Source organism: Ruminococcus sp. Marseille-P328 (assembly GCF_964249465.1).
Lineage (GTDB): Bacteria > Bacillota > Clostridia > Lachnospirales > Lachnospiraceae > Blautia_A > Blautia_A faecis.
In genome coordinates this window covers 42,458-60,909 of sequence record NZ_CAXUBQ010000003.1, presented here as the reverse complement: position 1 = coordinate 60,909, position 18,452 = coordinate 42,458, and the positions used below count along the sequence as shown (strand labels likewise).

The following is an 18,452-nucleotide window of genomic DNA, read 5'->3' as shown; positions in this document are numbered from 1 at the left end:
GCATGCAGTTACAATAGAAAAGGAGAGAAAATCATGAAGAAAAAAGTTTTAGCACTTGTACTTGCAGCATCTATGGCAGCATCTATGGCAGCAACCGTTTCTGTATTCGCAGAGGCAGCTACTGCAACAGAGGCAGATCTTCCGGCAGAGGCACAGTTCGAGCCAAACAAAGACTACGACAAATACACAGTAGTTGAGTACACAATCGAAGACATCCAGGCTGATCTTGTTTGCACAGTATCTGCAAAAGAAGACAACAGCGAGTTCTATCTTGAGTGCAACTTCTATGGTGACGACCAGATGACAAGAACTACTTATGATGGAAAAGAGTTCAAAGTAGAAGAGGATAAGACAGGCTTCATGGCTGGAGATACACCTGCAATCCTTCAGAAAGCAATCGACCAGAACGTATGGGTAGCAATGGGTGATGGCGCAGCAGCTGACGATGCAGCAGCAGACGACGCTAAGGCAGACGACACAAAAGAAATCAAAGGTGTAACAGAGGACAAGCTTCCGGCTGAGCCACAGTTCGAGGCTAACAAAGACTACGACAAATGGACAGTAGTAGAGTACACAATCGAAGACATCCAGGCAGACCTTGTTTGCACAGTATCCGCAAAAGAAGATGACAGCGAGTTCTATCTTGAGTGCAACTTCTATGGCGATGACCAGATGACAAAGACAACCTATGACGGAAAAGAGTACAAAGTAGAAGAAGATAAGACAGGCTTCATGGCTGTAGATACACCTGCAATTCTTGACAAAGCTCTTGAGCAGGATCTTTGGGTATACTTCGATAATGGAGCAGACGCAGCTGATGATGCAGCAGCTACAGATGCAGCAGCTACAGCAGCAGACCTTCCGGCAGAAGCACAGTTCGAGCCAAACAAAGACTATGACGAGTACACAGTAGTAGAGTATACAATCGAAGACATCCAGGCAGACCTTGTTTGCACAGTATCTACAAACAAAGATCACACAGAGTTTTATCTTGAGTGTAACTTCTACGGTGATGACCAGATGACAAAGACAACCTATGATGGAAAAGAGTACAAGGTAGAAGAGGATAAGACAGGCTTCATGGCTGTAGATACACCTGCAATCCTTGACAAAGCAATCGAGCAGAACATCTGGGTTCCGATTGAGAAATAATTATCTGATTTAAAGATAAGCTTACACTTAAAATTTTATATACAGCATTTCGGTAACTGAGGTGCTGCAGCGAAAAGGGTGCCTTTGCCATGGGGCACCTTTTTTCTTGCTGTTTTGAAGATAAAATGTTATCTTATGATAAGAAACAATAAAGGGTCTGATGAAAATTTGCTCTTGCTGTATGTGAGTAAAAAAGAAATACTATGGGGGATTTGCTATGTTGAGGGTGGCAATTGCAGAGGATAATCCAAAGGATCGGGAACGTCTTCAATCCTTTTTAAAACAATATGAAACAGAAAAGAATACACAGATAGAAATAGCAGAATATACAGATGGAAGTAAGCTCCTGGAACAGTACCGCCCGTGCTATGATGTAATTTTTCTGGATGTGGAAATGCCTGAAATGGATGGAATGAAAGCAGCCGAGAAAATCCGGGAGATGGATGAAGAAGTCATTCTGATCTTCATAACAAATATGGCGAAATACGCCATCCGGGGCTATCAGGTCCAGGCTCTTGACTATGTGCTGAAACCAGTGAAATACGAAGCCTTTTCTGTAAAAATGGATAAGGTGAAACGTCTTGCGGAAAAGAAAAAAGATAAGAGCATTACCATTAAAACAGGTACTGCAACTCGCCGCCTTTTGCTTTCCCATATCCAGTATGTGGAAGTGGTACAGCATCTGCTGATCTTTCACACAGAGGATGGGGATTTCACTACAAGAGGGGTGTTAAAAGATGTGGAAGCAATTCTTGAAGAAAATGGTTTTTACAAGTGTAATAAATGCTATCTGGTAAATCTGCGTCATGTGCGGAGTGTGCATGATGGGATGGCACTTGTGGGAAATGACCAGCTGCAGGTAAGCAGAGCCAGAAAGAAGGCATTTGCAGAGGCTGTGGCGGATTATATCGGAGATGTGCAGAGTATTTGAAGGAGAAAAAATGGACTATATAAAGCTTGCTTTAGAAGGATTTTCATATTGTCTGGAAATGTTTGGGGGAGCATTTTGTTTCCTGGTTTTTCTGGAAAAAAGAAAGAAATTTATCTTTCGTATTGGATTTAGCCTGGCAATTTTGTTCTTATGCAGTCTGTTGTTTTATCCACATTTTGCAGATATAAGAAATCGATATAATTGGTTATGGTATATAGGAATTTATACTTGCATTATAGGACTAAATATGCTTTGTTGTAATATCAATGCACGCGAATCTGTTTTGGCAGCATCCTGTGGTTCGCTTTTGCAGCACGCTGTTTCATCACTGTATATTCTGATTCATTATCGGGGAATTATTCCGGAATTTCTGACTTTAGATTACTGGTGTCTATTTGGAATCATTTATTTTGGATTTGCAGTAGTGATTGCAAGAAATCTTTCTGATGGCGGTCATTATCATGTCAGTTGGGTGAATGCAGGCGTAACGGCAGTTATTGATATTGCAATTGTTCTGGTTTTGAGTGTACTGGTAAAAAGTACTACGATAGATGTGATTGGAAGTGGAACTGCAAATGCAGAATACATTAAACTATTTCGGATCAATCAGATCTATGCACTGGGAGCCTGCATCTTAGTTTTGATTTTACAGGCTATTTTGCAGCGCGAGCTTCGTGTGCAAAGAAACCTAGCCGAGAACAAAAACCTGTGGACACAGCGTCAGCTTCAGTACGAAATGTCCCGTGAAAATATCGCTATGATTACCCGTAAATGTCATGACATGAAGCATCAGATCGAGGCATTGATCCAGACCGAAAGCCATTCCCGGAGACGCAGAAATTTTATAGAAGAAGTTCAGGATATGATCCAGGTTTATGACAGTGATGTACATACCGGAAATGAGGCACTGGATACAATATTAATGGAAAAAGGCCTGTATTGTAAGGTACATCATATTGACTGGACCTGTGTGGCAGATGGAAAACTCTTGGAATTTATGGATGTAGTTGATCTGTTTACGGTTATGGGAAATGCTCTCGATAATGCTGTAGAAAGCGTGGAAAAACGTGACAAGAATCAGTACAAAAGCATCGGTGTACGGGTGTGGAAAAAAGATCTTTTTGCAGTAATTCAGGTGGAAAACTCCTTTGATGGAGAACTGAAAATGAAAGACGGTCTGCCCCTTACCAGCAAAGCAGACAAAGAAAACCATGGAATCGGAATCCGCAGTATCAAGTCAATTGTGGAGAAATATCAGGGAACTGTCAGTGTCCGTGTACAGGATGGAAACTTCGTTCTGACTATACTATTACCGATCATGTCATGAAAATGACGGTTCATTCCAAAGCCCTTGCGAGGGCTTTTTCTTTTGCTATAATTTACCATAAATAAAAAAGGAGAGGAAAAACATGGAGAAGAAAGCCAAAAAGCGAATGGGCAACAAAGCCTTTGCAGGAATCTGGGGAACCGTTCTTGCAATCCTTTTGATCGCGGTTCTGGTTGGTAACTATTTCGCAATGAAATATACCACAATCATTACCCGTTCACTTGGACACACAACAACAAAGGTTGCCACCACAGGTGATGGAAGTGGTGACAATGAGTACTTTAAAAGTGATTATGCCAGCCATGATGAACTGGTAGATCACGAGACCGAATTCAGCAAACAGTTGGTAGCAGAGGGTATCGTCCTTATGAGAAACCAGGACAATGTACTGCCTCTGGAAAGCGGCAAAAAGATCAGTCTTTTCGGACTTGGTTCTGCGAAATTTGTATACAGCGGACTTGGTTCCGGAGCTATTGATACAACCAAAACAACCAGCCTGAAGGACGCACTTGAGGCAGAAGGCTTCCAGGTAAACCCGGACCTGTATTCTGTCTATGAGAAATCTGAAGCCCGTGTTGGAAAAGAGGAAGATCCATCTACTTATCTGGATTCCGTAGCAGATTCTGTAAAAGAATACAATGATGCTGCAATCGTGGTAATCTCCAGAAATGGAGCAGAGGCACAGGATCTTACCGAAGATCAGCTCTCTCTTTCTGACGCAGAAATGTCACTTGTCAAATATGCAAACGATAATTTCGACGATGTAATCGTAATGCTGAATACAGCAAATGCCATCGAAATGGGATGGTCTGATTCCAGATTTTTCCCGAATATTAAAGGCTGCATGTGGGTTGGATATCCAGGACAGGAAGGTATCACTTCTATCGCAAAAGCACTGACAGGAGAGGTAAATCCATCTGGACGTCTGGTTGATACCTATGCATATGATGCAATGAGCGCACCGGCAACTCAGATCTTTGAGTATGGTGAATGGACAAACACAAACAACGAAGAAAACGGTCCGAAGAACGCTTATACCGTATATGGTGAAAGCATTTATGTAGGATACCGTTACTATGAAACTCGTTATGAGGACACTGTCCTTGGACAGGGAAATGCTTCCACAGCAGACAGTGAATATGATTATACCAAACAGGTTCAGTACCCGTTTGGATATGGAATTTCCTATACACAGTTTGGTTACAGTGACTTCTCCCTGACAGAAAACGGAGACAATTTCACTGCACAGGTAACCGTTACAAACAACGGTGATGTAGCTGGAAAAGATGTTGTTGAGGTTTATTTCCAGTCTCCATACACCGATTATGACAGAGAAAATCTGGTTGAAAAATCAGCTGTTGAGCTTTGCGGATTTACAAAAACAGGTGAGATCGCACCTGGAGAAAGCGAGACAGTAAGCGTAGATATTCCAAAAGAAACTCTTCGCGCATATGATTACAAAAATGCAAAAACTTATATCGTAGATGATGGTACATATTACTTTGCAATCGGTGATGATTGCCATCAGGCACTGAACAATATTCTTGCTGCAAAAGGTTACACAACTGCAGACGGCATGGATGCAGAGGGAGATGATTCCCTAGTTGGAACTTACGAGCAGAAAGAATTTGACAACACAACCTATGCAAAAGATGCCACAACAGGCAATGAGATCACAAATCAGTTTGATTATGGAAACATTCAGACTTATGACGATTCATATGTATATCTGACCAGAAATGACTGGACAGGAACATGGCCGACCATTTACGGTGAGCCAGGAGAAAAAGGCAGATACAATGCGGAAGCAACCGATGAATTCGTACAGTTAAGCCAGAATAACATTTATCAGGATGATCCGAACGCAGAGATGCCGACAACTGCTTCCGGTGATAACATCAACCTGATCACCATGCGTGGAAAAGATTATGATGACGAAGGCTGGGATGCAATCCTGGACTGCCTGACTGTAGATGAAATGGTAGAAATGGTTCGTCTCGGTGGATGGCAGACAATGGCAATCGACAGCATCAGCAAGCCAATGTCCAGTGACCAGGATGGTCCTGCTGGTATTTCCGGTGAGCTGATCATGAGTGATGTAGACTGCATGGGATATCCGAATCAGGAGCTTCTTGCAGCTACCTGGAACAAAGACCTGGCACTTGAATTTGGTAAATGTATCGGTGAGGACGGACTTTCCGTAAATGTACAGGGCTGGTATGCACCTGGCGCAGGAACTCACAGAACACCACTTGGCGGACGTAACTTCGAGTACTATTCTGAGGATACTTACCTTGCAGGAGCAATGTGTGCAAACGAAGTTTCCGGTGCACAGAGCAAAGGAATGTACTGCTATCTGAAGCATCTGGTACTGAATGACCAGGAACAGAGACGTTATGGTATTTCCACATTTACTACTGAGCAGGCACTTCGTGAGCTGTATCTGACACCATTTGAAATGGCTGTAAAGGATGCTGACTGCCATGGTATGATGGCTGCATTCAACGGTATCGGCGGTATCTGGTGCGGTGCAAGCAAAGAACTGATCACAAATGTTCTTGGAAATGAGTGGGGCTTCCACGGCATTATCGTAACAGACTATGCTTCTGCAAACGATGGTTATATGTTCATTGATGCAGGTCTTCAGGCAGGAACTGACCTGTGGCTGAATACAGATTCCGATGTTTATAAAATGGGAGATGTATCTGGCAATGCAACCTTAGTAACAGCCCTTCGAAATGCTTCCCATGACATTCTTTACACAGTTGTAAACAGCTCTGCAATGAATGGAATCGATGAGAACGTGGTAGTTAAGAAAGTACTTCCACTGTGGCAGTACTGGCTGATCGCATTTGATGTAGTGATGGCTGTGATCATCATCGGCGGTGTGCTTCTGGTGATCAGAAGATGCAGAAAGAATAGTGGAATTGAGATTGTGGTAGAAGAAAATAAATAATGTGAAATGGAAAGGGGCTGTCCTATGTTTTCAGGACAGCCCCTTTTTAATAATATACGACAGCAATAAGTTAACTGGTAGTATTCCGGCGAATCAGCACCGGAGCGATCTGTTTGTGAATTGGCTTTTCCAGTGGCTTAGGCGCTCGCTTTTTTTGCTCTTCCATCTGCTGCACCAGAAGCTCCATGGCAGTCTGTGCAATAACGTCAATTTGCTGACCGACAGTTGTGATCGGAAGGATTGATTCACTGGCAATTGGAGAATTATCAAAACCTATAATTTCGTAAGTAGGTGGTAATTTACCATATTTCTGGAAAATTAAATTGAGAAACATATTGGCATAGGTATCATTCGCAAGAAAGATACCTTTTTTTTGATTCGGATACTTTTCTTCAATTCTTGTAAAGATACGTCTTATCACATTTAAAATCTCTTGATAAGAATTGCCGCTTACGCTTAGATCAATGTCATAAGGAACCTGATATTCTTTACATGTTTCCTCAAATGCACGTATACGATCATAAGCCGGGACTGTTTTTTCAACATTGACATTGATATGAATCAATATATCACATTTATCACGAATTAACAGGGAGGTAGCCTGAAGGGAACCCATATAATTGTCAGTGGTAATGCTGCTGATATATTCTGCCTCTCGCTCAATGGCAATGACAGGAATCTGATAGGAAGCCAGTTTTTGGGATGACAGTGTATGGCTTAAAACAATAAGCCCCTCAATCTGATAGGAAAGAAGCTCTTCAATATACTGTTGTTCCTCTTCGGCACCGTGTTCACTGGAAAAAACAAGAAATTTGTAATGGTAGTTACTATAGCTTGAAAGAAGCTGTGTCAGCATTTCAGAGTAGTAATGCAAGTAGAGATTTGGAACAATAATTCCGATAAACTCACTTTTACCATTTGCCAGAACTTTTGCAAGTTTATTTTTTTTATAGCCAAGGGTATCAAGGGCCTGTGAAATCTTTTCCTGATTTTCAAGCGTAAGAGAATCGGGATGATTGAAATACCGCGATATTGTAGTTTTTGAAAAATGAGTATATTCTGCAATATCTGCAAATGTCACCTGTTTTTTTGCCATAAAAATTTAATCTCCTTATAAATAAATGAGAATAATATTGGGGAATCTTTTAATTACTGGGATTATATTATTTTTTAGTATAGCAATTATTTAAAAAAAAGGCAATGCTAAAATAACCGATTACGTAACCGGTTATTTTAGCTTGAAAAAGTGTTGACATATGAACTTGGATGTAGTAACATCGAGCTACAAAGTAACCGGTTACTTAACCGGTTCCGAGAACGAAAAGGGAAAGGAATGGAGGAGAGGTGCATGAAAAAAATGCAGAACCAAACAATACCCGTGAAAAAGCAAACATGGCAAGATAAGGTTAACTATGTGAAGAAAAACTGGCAGTTATATCTTTTTTTCTTAATGCCAGGGCTTTTGCTGACAATTATCTTTAAGTATCTCCCTATGGGAGGACTTCTGATTGCGTTTGAGGATTACAACGTAATCAAGGGAGTGCTTGGAAGTCCATGGGTTGGACTTGAATATTTCAGGCGGTTTTTATCTTCACCGGATTTTATGAACTACCTGTTGAATACGTTAAAACTGAGTATTTATGGACTGTTGTGGGGCTTTCCGGTTCCGATCATTCTGGCATTGCTTTTAAATCGTATCCGCAGAACCGGAGTTAAGAAGAAAGTACAGCTTCTGGTCTATATGCCGAACTTTATATCTGTAATTGTACTTTGCGGTATGGTACGAATGCTGCTTTCTCCAGTCGGACCTCTGAATAAACTGTTAGGAATCAGTACAAACTGGATGACAATGCCATCTGCTTTCCGCACCATTTACATAGCAAGTGGAATCTGGCAGACAGCAGGCTGGGCCTCTATTATGTATACGGCTGCTTTATCCAATGCAAGCAAAGAACTGGAAGAAGCAGCTATTATGGATGGCGCAAATCTTCTGCAGCAGATCTGGTATGTGGAGCTTCCTGCAATCAAGAATATTATTGTAATTCAGTTTATTCTGCAGGCTGGAAATATTATGAGTATTGGATTTGAGAAAGCCTATGCATTACAGACAGATATGAACCTGCCGGCATCAGAAATTTTATCAACATATGTATACCGTATTGGTCTTTTGAACGGCGATTATGGTTATTCGACGGCTGTTGGTCTGTTTAATTCAGTAGTAAATGTAATTCTGTTAGTTTTTGTAAACTGGGTGGTAAAGAAGCTGAACGACGGAGAAGGATTATAGGAGGAAGCGAAGATGGAGAAAATAAAGAAAAAATATTCGAAGACAGACTGTCTTATCCTTGGAATTGGATTCCTGATTCTTGGACTGTTTGTACTTTCTATTGCAATTCCAATCGTGTATGTAGTGCTGGCCTCTTTTATGGATCCTACAGTTTTGAATAATCAGGGGCTGAGTTTTCATATTAAGGACTGGACTTTGGATGCATATCGCAGAGTACTGGAAAATGAGATGATCTGGCGTGGATTCCTGAATTCTTTTCTGTATTCACTTGCATTTACAGCTATTTCTGTTTTTATAACATTGCTGGTAGCGTATCCATTGTCCAAGAAGGAATTTGTGGGAAGAAAATTTTTCAATCTCATTTTCCTGATTACAATGTTCTTTGGCGGTGGAATGATCCCGACTTTTATTTTAATCAATCAGCTGCATATGGTAAATACAGTCTGGGCAGTTTTGATTCCTGGAGCATTTAATGTATGGAATATGATCCTTGCAAGAACATACTACCAGTCAATCCCGGCAGAATTAAGAGAAGCTTCCGCAATTGACGGAGCCAATGAGATCCAGCATTTCTTCAAAATCATGATGCCGGTATGTAAGCCGATCATTGCAGTACTTGCACTGTGGTCATTCGTAGGAATGTGGAACAGCTATTTTGATGCAATGATTTATCTGAATGATGCAAATCTTCAGCCTCTGCAGTTAGTACTTCGTTCCATTCTGGTACAGAATACTCCGCAGCCAGGTATGATTGCAGATATTCAGAGTACTGCTGAAATGGCAAAGGTAGCGGAACAGCTGAAATATGCAACCATTGTAGTATCAAGCTTACCGCTTTTAGTAATGTACCCATTCTTCCAGAAGTATTTTGATCAGGGAATTATGGTCGGATCAGTAAAAGGCTGATAAGAAAGGAACGATACAGATATGAAGAAAAACAGAGTAAAAGGTTTACTTGCACTTGGACTTTCTTTGACGATGATGATAAGTACGGCAGGGTGTGGAAAAGAGCAGCAGCTTAATGCGGAGATCAACCCGGACACACCAGTATCTGAGGTACAGTTTCCATTAAAGGAAACAGAGGAGCTTTCTTTTATTACAAGTGCACCGGCTACTTCCACACAGGATCCCAATGAAAGAGTGATTTTCCAGCGACTGGAAGAACAGACAAATGTTCATATTGACTGGACCTGTTTTGTATCAGATCAGTTTTCAGATAAAAAGAATCTGGCATTGGCTCAGTTTGGAAATCTGCCGGATGGTCTGTTTAATGCAGGTATGAGTGATTATGACCTGCTGCGTTATGCCAAGCAGGGAATTATCATTCCACTGGAAAATCTGATTGACAAATATATGCCGAATCTTCAGGCTGTGTTTGAAAAATACCCAGAGTACAGGACTATGTGCACAGCACCGGATGGACATATCTATTCTTTCCCGTGGATTGAACAGCTTGGTGCAGGAAAAGAAGCAATTCAGGCGATTGGAGATATTCCATATATTAATAAAAAATGGCTTGACTACCTTGGACTTGAGATTCCTACAACAACAGACGAACTGGAACAGGTACTGATTCAGTTCCGCGATCATGCAGAAGAACTGGAGAAAGAATTTTCCATTGAAGGTGATGTAATTCCAATGTCCTTTATTATCAATAACGGAGATCAGGATCCGGCGATTTTAATAAATGGATTTGGAGAGGGTTACGGAGACACAGGAGATCATTTCGCGGTAACGGATGAAGGAAAAGTAATTTATACAACTGTTCAGGAAGGCTACAAGGAAGGAATTGAATGGCTTCATAAACTGGTGACAGAAGACCTTGTAGATCCGGAAGCCTTTACACAGGAGTGGTCTACTTATGTTGCAAAAGGAAAGAATCACCGTTATGGACTCTGCTTCACATGGGATATTGCGAATATAGATAACAATACAGATTATGTGATGCTTCCGGCACTGACCGGGCCAGATGGCATGAGAAATATTACCAGACAGAACAACAGTGAAACCAGTGGATTTGACCGTGGAAGATGTGTTCTTACATCCAGTTGTCGTAATACAGCACTTGCTGCTGCATGGATTGATCAGATGTATGCACCCCTCCAGTCTCCGCAGAATAACTGGGGTACTTATGGCGAAGAGGATTCCTTTAACATTTTTGAACTGTCTACAAACAAAGACGGCGGCGAAATGTTAAAACATATGGATTTGGGAGAGCAGTCTCCAGTGGAAGTGCGTGAGGCGCAATCTGTAAATGGCCCTCTGGCTGTGCTGAATGAATATTATGATGTATATGTGACACAGCCGGAAGATGCAAAATGGCGTCTGGATAATATGCACGAGACATATTTACAGGATATGAACAGCAAATATGTTTATCCGAATGTATTTATGAGTATTGATGATACGAATAAAGTATCACAGTATGATACCGATATTAAGAAATACGCAGAGCAGAAGAAGGCAGACTGGATCCTGAATGGAGGAATAGAGGAAGAATGGGATTCCTACCTGGAAAAAATGGAGAAGTACGGACTTTCTGATTATCTTTCAATCAAACAGAAATATTTTGATCAGTATCAGGAATCCTTAAGCGCGGAAAAGTAACAAAAGATGTAAGAACTGAACAACGACTTTGACAGGAGATTTTTCATGAGCGAAATGTTAGAAAAGGCAAGAAAATATGAATTTACACAGGGACAGCAGATTAAAGCGGAAGACAGACCGGCTTTTCATATAACTCCTTATGTTGGATGGATGAATGATCCCAATGGATTTTCCTGCTATAAGGGAGAATACCATTTGTTTTATCAGTACAATCCATATAACACACATTGGGACAGCATGCACTGGGGGCATGTGGTAAGTAAGGATCTGCTGCATTGGGACTATCTCCCGGCAGCATTGGCACCAGACCAGGATTACGATAAAGTGGGCTGCTTTTCCGGAAGTGCCATAGAGCTGGAGGACGGCAGACAGCTGCTTATGTATACAGCTGTGGACCGGGAAATACTGGAGGACGGAACCGCAAGGGATGTTCAGACACAGGCGGTGGCTGTGGGAGATGGAAAAGATTACGTGAAGTATGACAAAAATCCGGTCCTGACCTTTAAAGATCTGCCGGAAGGTGCAAGCAGAGTAGATTTCCGTGACCCAAAAATCTGGAAAGAAAAAGATGGAAACTTTTATTGTGTTATAGGAAGTCGTCCTGCTGATGGAAGCGGACAAATTCTTCTTTACAGAAGTAAAAATGGTTTTGAATGGGAATTTGTAAGTACTTTGGCAGAGAATAAAAACCGCTATGGAAAGATGTGGGAATGTCCGGATTTCTTTGAACTGGACGGCAAATATGTGCTTCTGACAAGCCCACAGGACATGATTCCGGAAGGAATGGAATATCATAATGGAAATGGAACATTATGTATCATAGGAGATCTGGATTCTGAGACACATACTTTGAAGGAACAGTCTTATCAGAGTGTGGATTATGGAATTGACTGTTATGCAATGCAGACATTGCTTGCTCCAGATGGAAGAAGAATTATGATTGCCTGGATGCAGAACTGGGATACTCTTGCTTATCGCAGAAATGAATCTAAATGGTTTGCACAAATGAGCCTTCCGAGAGAAGTGTCTGTGAAAAACGGAAGATTGTATCAGGTTCCGGTCAGAGAACTGGATTCCATGCGTGCAAATAAAGTCGAGTACAGGGATGTTGTGATTAAAGACACCAGAATCACACTTGACCAGATTGAAGGACGTACCGTAGATCTGGAGCTTGTAATACGACCGGTAGATAAAGATAAGCTTTATAAAAAATTCGAACTCTGTTTTGCAGAGAATGAAAAATATCATTCCACTTTACGATTCCGTCCAGATGAATCAGTTTTGAAAATCGACAGAAGCTTCTCCGGAAGCGAACGTGCAGTGGTTCATCAGAGAGAATGTCTGGTAAATGGTGACTGTAATGAATTGAAATTACGAGTAATTCTGGACAGATTCAGCGCGGAAATATTTATCAATGACGGAGAACAGGTTATGTCTGCTGTTATTCTTACAGAGCAGGATGCAAAGGGAATTTCTTTTGCTGTGAATGGTGCTGCCAGAATCGATGTAGTGAAATATGATCTGGCATAAAAGTCGTATAAGGCGGTTATGAATAGGTATTGTTTACAGCAGTGAGTTCAGTTCATGGCGTTGCGTCTGACTGGGCTGAATGCCAAATATATGAATCAGGAGATGCATATGAAAAAATATGATGTAACGGCACTAGGCGAATTATTGATTGATTTTACTGAAAACGGAAAAAGCAATCAGGGAAATCCACTTTTTGAAGCAAATCCCGGAGGAGCACCTTGTAATGTGCTTGCAATGTTAGCAAAGTTAGGGCATAACACGGCATTTATCGGAAAGGTGGGAAACGATTTCTTCGGAGAACAGTTGAGGTCTGCAATAAAAGAAGTTGGAATTGATGACACTGGATTATGTACAGACGAAAAGATTCATACAACCCTTGCTATGGTACATACATATCCCGATGGAGACAGGGATTTCTCTTTTTACCGTAATCCAGGTGCAGACATGATGCTGAATAAAGCTGAAATTTGTGAAGATATTCTCAAAAATACGAAAATTTTTCATTTTGGTACATTGTCTATGACACATGAAGGGGTGCGGGAGGCAACGAAAGAAGCAATTCATATTGCAGAAGAAGCTGGCGCTATTATTTCATTTGATCCCAACTTACGTCCACCGCTCTGGGAGTCCATGGAAGAGGCGAGAAAGCAGGTATTATATGGTCTTGGTCATTGTCAGATACTGAAAATTTCAGATAATGAAATTCAGTGGCTGACAGGAGAAGAAGATTATAGTGATGGCGTAAACTGGATTAGAGAACGTTATCAGATTCCACTGATCCTTGTGTCTATGGGAAGAGAAGGAAGTCGTGCTTATTATAATGAAATGATGGTGGAAGTAAAGCCGTTTTTACAGGATAATACCATCGAGACAACCGGAGCAGGAGATACCTTCTGCGGCTGTGTATTGCACTATGTCTGTGAACATGGAATTAATGGACTAAAAGAGGAAAATCTGGCTGAAATGTTAACGTTTGCCAATGCAGCTGCCTCAATTATCACAACAAGAAAAGGCGCACTGAGAGTAATGCCGGAAGAAAAAGAAATAAAGCTATTAATATAAAATATTCAAAAGAATAGGAATACAATAAAGGGACTTCTTCGGAGGTCCCTTTTAAAATGGGAAAATGTTAATAAAACTTTTTCTTGCTAAATCGTAAAAGTTTGCTAGAATAGTTGTAACAAACACAGTCAGAAAGAACGTTCACAAACGAGGTGACCGCTATGATTACACTGAATGATTATTTATATTCCGGAGATACGGTTTTAAAAATTTTACAGAAATATACAGAGGATCTGCGTAAGGAAGCGAAGAAGAACCATAACGAAGTCGATTTGGTGCACAGCAACTTTCTGCTCCAGATCACGGAACTTCTGGAGCATAATGATTTCCTTACGGCCCAGTCCCAGAAGATCCGGGAATTTTACAAATATATGGCCCATGAATATCCGTTTCTTGCCTTTACATTTAAAGGCAGGATCAAGTCCCTGATCCGGGCAGAAGAGAAATTTAATGGATATGTAGTGGAATATATTTATGATTATTACAGGGAAAATGGTACCTATCCGTCGGTTGCAGAGTTGAAAAACAAGCTGAGCTGCTTCCGTGATTTTATTGCTTACAGGATCGTGGTCTGTATGCCAAGATGTCATTTGAAGCCAGGGGAAGACCAGGAGCAGGCGTCTATCCGCTATCTTTATGAGATTGCAAATGTGCTGCCAGGATTTCTGGAAGAGAGAGGCTTTACAGCAGAATCGGCTCAGGGAGTGAAATTGAGTACTTCTGATCAACTAAATGATGATGTAAAGCCCTATTACAGAGATTATATTTGTGGTACCAGTGAATATGGGTATCAGTCTTTACATATTACATTTTATGATAACAGCTCCAGATCCTACATGGAGGTACAGCTCCGTACCCAGAAAATGGATGACATTGCAGAAATCGGTCCGGCCAATCACCTGGGCTATGAGAAACGCCAGCAGGACGAGCGCGCCAGAAGAGATGTGATCCCGGAAGGGGAATGTGTTTACTTTGATGAGGCTTATGAGCGGGGGATGAAGCTGCTTTCCCTGGAATTAGCAGATCTTGACGTGAATATGTTTTCTGCGGTAAATAACAGTCTGATCAACGATGGCTGTGGATTGTTCCGAGGCAGATTGATTCTGCCTTATGAGCATTTGTCCAGATTTCAGAATGATGTGATTGATTGAGAAAAAAGTAAGTGGAGCAATAAAGATGTTAAAGAAAAAGATGTTAATTGCTTTAGGGGTGGCAGCAGTATTGAGTGTGAGCTGTGTAAGTGTGACTGTCTGGGCTGAGGAAAACGCAGAAGAGCAGACAGAGGAAGCAGAGGAAGATGCTGATTTAGAAGAGTCTGACAATCCGGAGATTGAAGAGGGATACACTACAGAACTAGAAGGCTGCACAAAGGTGGTTTCCTGGTGCAAAAATGGAGACAATAATATTTACGGACAGTTCTATTATCCGGAAGATTTTGACGAAACAAAGACTTATCCAGTAATCATTATGAGCCACGGAATCGGTTCTACTTCCCAGATGGTAGAGCGTGCAAAATGGCCGGAAAAGGCGGCTCAGGATGGATATGTGGTTTATACATTTGACTTCTGCGGCGGTTCCCTTAACGGAAACAGTGACGTAGATTTCATGGATATGACAGTGATGACTGAGAAAGAAGATTTAAGTGCTGTTATGGACTTTGTGAAAACAAAGGATTATGTGGATCAGGATCATCTTTTCCTTCTGGGACAGAGCCAGGGAGGACTTGTAAGTGCTCTGACTGCTGCAGACAGAAAAGATGATGTGGCTGCTATGATCCTGATTTATCCGGCGTTTTGTATTGCGGATAATGCCCGGGAAATGTATGATTCCGCATATGATATTCCGGAAGACAGAGCTGAGATGCCGGTAGGAACTGTGGGTTCTGAGTATGTGAAAACAGTTTATGATCTGGATGTTTATGGCACTATCAGCGCATATGACGGAGACGTGATGATCATTCACGGAATCAATGACAGCCTGGTGCCATACAGCTATTCTGAAAAGGCAATTGAGGAAGCGTATACAGGGGAAGGTTCTGTTCTGATTCCCATTTATGGAAAAAAATCTACCCATGGTTTCGAGATGAACTTTGAAGAGGGAAGAGACTATGCGGAGACAGTTGGATTGGAATTTTTGGATGTGCATTTGAAAGAGGAAGAATAAAGGTTTAGGAAACCAAAAAGTGAAAAAAACATGTAGGGCGTATTTGTAGATCGTTATGAATTAAAGGCATTGCAAGGATATTATACCGCGTACTAAAAGTTAGATTTTAATGTCTGACTTTTGGGCGGTATGTTCTACAATGCCTTTTTTTATTTAAGTATATATTTTATAAAAATAATATTGTATAAAATAAATACAAATGGTATAATATTAACGAGGAATGATTCTTAAAAAAATATAAACTCCTTGCAGTACATTATATTTTATGTTACGCTGAATTCACATCTCAGGAACTCTATGTACTATTCGTAGGCGGTTCAGCTCATGAACAGCAGTCTATTCATTGCCATTCGGTGAAGTATTCCTGTGAAATAAGCGTAATAAAGAAGGTGGTGAAACTTGGGTGTAAAAGACCAGGGACTACAGGAGTATCTGAAAGATAACGAACGCTTTGCAGATTTTGTGAATGGTACCTTATTTGCAGGAAAGCAGATTGTGGATCCATGTTATCTTAAGGAAGTACAAAGGAAGAAGAGAGTATCATATAAACAGTCGATTATGGCAAAAAATATACAAAAGAAAAACAGTTCTGAAAAATACGGCGAAGAGGAAATTGCCAGGGAAAAAGGTGTTTTTGAAGAGGGAGAATTCGGGGATGACAGCGCGAAGCTCATGTATCTGGAAAGAGAGCGCGATTTCCTTCGTCTCCACGATAAGCCAGGCTGTAGATTTTTGTTGGCATGTGAAGTTGAATCTGGGGCAAATTATGAGATGCCTGTGAGATGTTTTACATATGACAGCATAGAATATACAGATCAGCTAAAAGAGTGGAAAAGAAAATCCCAGCAAATGTTTTGGGGAAGAGGAAAACGTGGGAAAAAACGGCGCCGAATCCGTCGTCCATTGCTTCCGGTATTTCATCAGGTATTATACCTGGGAGAGAAAAGGTGGAAGAGTAAGTTAAAATTACAGGAAATGATGGACATCCCGGAAAATGTGATGAGTTTTTCAGACAGGCTTCCTGATTATGATATTTGTATGATAGATATTCATGAACAGAATCCTGAGTTGTTTCACACGGAATGGAAAGATATTTTCCAGCTTATGAAGCACAGCCGTAAAAAAGACGAATTGAGAAAATACGTAGAAGAGAGTACCGAAGAAATACGAAAGCTAAGTCAAGAAACCAGATGGCTTCTGGCGATATTACTGGAGCAATATGAATTTGTTGATGAAGAGGTTGTGGAGGTGAAGGATATGTGTAAGGCATGGGATGGCGCAATGCAAATGTATGCAGATGAAGCGAGAGCAGCAACGCGGAAAGAAATGAAGAAAGAGATGAAAAAAGAAATGAGAAGACAGGCCAGAGAAAAAGATCGCAGGACCGTTTTTAACATGTTTTCTCGGGGGTATTCACAGAAAGAAATTGCGGCAATTTCCGAGCTGCCGCTTAAAAAAGTACAGAAAATGTGTGAAGGGTTTATCGAGAATACAACAATGGCAGTACATACTTCTTGATTTGGATTAGAAATTACAGAATAGTAGCTGAGAAAGTTTAACGAGAAAAGGCATTGCAAGGAATTATATGGCGTCTGTAAACGATTTGATTTTGGAGTCAAACGTTAGGGAGAGGCTATATCCTGCAATGCCTTTTAAAATCCTTCAAATTTATATGAAAACTGCTAACAGGTACGCTTATGCATCTTGTTTCTCCGGAAACATTTTCCCGAAGAGAAAACGGATCAGCGGTCCACAGTACATAAGCTGCCAGAAGAAGGCTACCGGGAAGTTCATGAAAGTGGTCTGGAGCCATACGGCAACGAACTGGGAACCCGCATTTTTAAACAAGATTGTGGCAATTAAGCTCATGATCGGGCACATAATGCAGATGATCATAACAGAAATTGCAACTGTGATGGCGAAAGGTCTGTCTTTAGGTGTGACAATACGAAAAGCAAGCTTATGGGCAAGGTTATCAACAATAAAGAACTCCAGTACAAATGCAACCGGCCACATAATCTTCATTTCGCCGAAAGCCATGAGAAATACCTGGTTGCTCATTCCACCGATGTTCAGGGAAATGTTGTAGCAGATCATGGCGTAGACCATAAGGAAAGCCATCATCAGAGTGAAAATAACATTTTGAAACTTAGTTTTTGGCATAAAATTGTTCTCCTTTTTCTAAAAATGGGTACAAAAAAGACACATGTGTTGTTCGTTATCAAGTGTACACTTGTGTCGTTTCCAATTTTATACCAGAGCTAATTTGTTATTGAATTGTTTACCGAATGATTATTATACCAGATAAATGGGAAAATGCAATAAAAAAAACGATATATAAGATGGACTAAGAAATGATAATGGGGATTTTTTATAAGTCAGAATGCAGTTTTACTTAAGTTCCTTGGTTATATTAAACTAGTGGTTTATTGCAGAA

General features: G+C 40.9%; 14 protein-coding genes. 12 read left to right on the top strand and 2 right to left on the bottom strand.

Features of this window, described 5'->3' with window-relative positions; genetic code table 11:
- The first annotated feature begins 33 nt into the window (after positions 1–33).
- From ACESTK_RS03200 to ACESTK_RS03185, 4 genes are all read left to right on the top strand, one after another.
- Complete coding sequence (locus tag ACESTK_RS03200) at positions 34–1,152, top strand: hypothetical protein (protein WP_373118649.1); 1,119 nt, start codon at positions 34–36, stop codon at positions 1,150–1,152.
- 217 nt (positions 1,153–1,369) lie between these two features.
- On the top strand, positions 1,370–2,083 hold the full coding sequence (locus ACESTK_RS03195; protein ID WP_187565189.1) for a LytTR family DNA-binding domain-containing protein: 714 nt from the start codon (positions 1,370–1,372) through the stop codon (positions 2,081–2,083).
- A 283-nt stretch (positions 2,084–2,366) separates the two neighbouring features.
- Complete coding sequence (locus ACESTK_RS03190; RefSeq protein WP_373118646.1) at positions 2,367–3,410, top strand: ATP-binding protein; 1,044 nt, start codon at positions 2,367–2,369, stop codon at positions 3,408–3,410.
- A gap of 82 nt (positions 3,411–3,492) precedes the next feature.
- On the top strand, positions 3,493–6,366 hold the full coding sequence (locus ACESTK_RS03185) for a glycoside hydrolase family 3 C-terminal domain-containing protein (protein ID WP_373118644.1): 2,874 nt from the start codon (positions 3,493–3,495) through the stop codon (positions 6,364–6,366).
- Between the two features lie 70 nt (positions 6,367–6,436).
- Here ACESTK_RS03185 and ACESTK_RS03180 read toward each other — a convergent pair whose 3' ends face one another.
- Positions 6,437–7,462 carry a LacI family DNA-binding transcriptional regulator gene (locus ACESTK_RS03180; protein ID WP_195699783.1) on the bottom strand — a complete coding sequence of 342 codons (1,026 nt, stop codon included), beginning with the start codon at positions 7,460–7,462 and terminating at the stop codon, positions 6,437–6,439.
- A 252-nt stretch (positions 7,463–7,714) separates the two neighbouring features.
- On the opposite strand from ACESTK_RS03180, the gene ACESTK_RS03175 reads away from it, so the two are divergent.
- From ACESTK_RS03175 to ACESTK_RS03140, 8 genes are all read left to right on the top strand, one after another.
- A complete protein-coding gene (locus tag ACESTK_RS03175) occupies positions 7,715–8,653 on the top strand; it encodes a sugar ABC transporter permease (RefSeq protein WP_187565186.1) in 939 nt (312 codons plus the stop codon).
- 12 nt (positions 8,654–8,665) lie between these two features.
- Positions 8,666–9,559 (top strand): carbohydrate ABC transporter permease, encoded by an 894-nt coding sequence (locus tag ACESTK_RS03170; protein ID WP_373118640.1) that lies wholly within the window; start codon positions 8,666–8,668, stop codon positions 9,557–9,559.
- A gap of 21 nt (positions 9,560–9,580) precedes the next feature.
- Positions 9,581–11,260, top strand: a complete 1,680-nt coding sequence (locus ACESTK_RS03165; RefSeq protein WP_173718077.1) for an ABC transporter substrate-binding protein — start codon at positions 9,581–9,583, stop codon at positions 11,258–11,260.
- Positions 11,261–11,305: 45 nt separating this feature from the next.
- Positions 11,306–12,790, top strand: a complete 1,485-nt coding sequence (locus ACESTK_RS03160; RefSeq protein WP_373118637.1) for a glycoside hydrolase family 32 protein — start codon at positions 11,306–11,308, stop codon at positions 12,788–12,790.
- A gap of 108 nt (positions 12,791–12,898) precedes the next feature.
- A complete protein-coding gene (locus tag ACESTK_RS03155) occupies positions 12,899–13,852 on the top strand; it encodes a carbohydrate kinase (RefSeq protein ID WP_373118634.1) in 954 nt (317 codons plus the stop codon).
- Positions 13,853–14,013: 161 nt separating this feature from the next.
- Positions 14,014–15,003, top strand: a complete 990-nt coding sequence (locus ACESTK_RS03150; protein ID WP_237925435.1) for a guanosine polyphosphate pyrophosphohydrolase — start codon at positions 14,014–14,016, stop codon at positions 15,001–15,003.
- A 25-nt stretch (positions 15,004–15,028) separates the two neighbouring features.
- Positions 15,029–16,015 (top strand): alpha/beta hydrolase family protein, encoded by a 987-nt coding sequence (locus ACESTK_RS03145; RefSeq protein WP_373118631.1) that lies wholly within the window; start codon positions 15,029–15,031, stop codon positions 16,013–16,015.
- A 399-nt stretch (positions 16,016–16,414) separates the two neighbouring features.
- Positions 16,415–17,533: a hypothetical protein gene (locus ACESTK_RS03140; protein WP_118577556.1), complete on the top strand. Its 1,119-nt coding sequence runs from the start codon at positions 16,415–16,417 to the stop codon at positions 17,531–17,533.
- 177 nt (positions 17,534–17,710) lie between these two features.
- Here the strand turns inward: ACESTK_RS03140 and ACESTK_RS03135 are convergent, their stop codons facing one another.
- Positions 17,711–18,178 carry a DUF2798 domain-containing protein gene (locus ACESTK_RS03135; protein ID WP_118577555.1) on the bottom strand — a complete coding sequence of 156 codons (468 nt, stop codon included), beginning with the start codon at positions 18,176–18,178 and terminating at the stop codon, positions 17,711–17,713.
- Positions 18,179–18,452 lie beyond the last annotated feature (274 nt).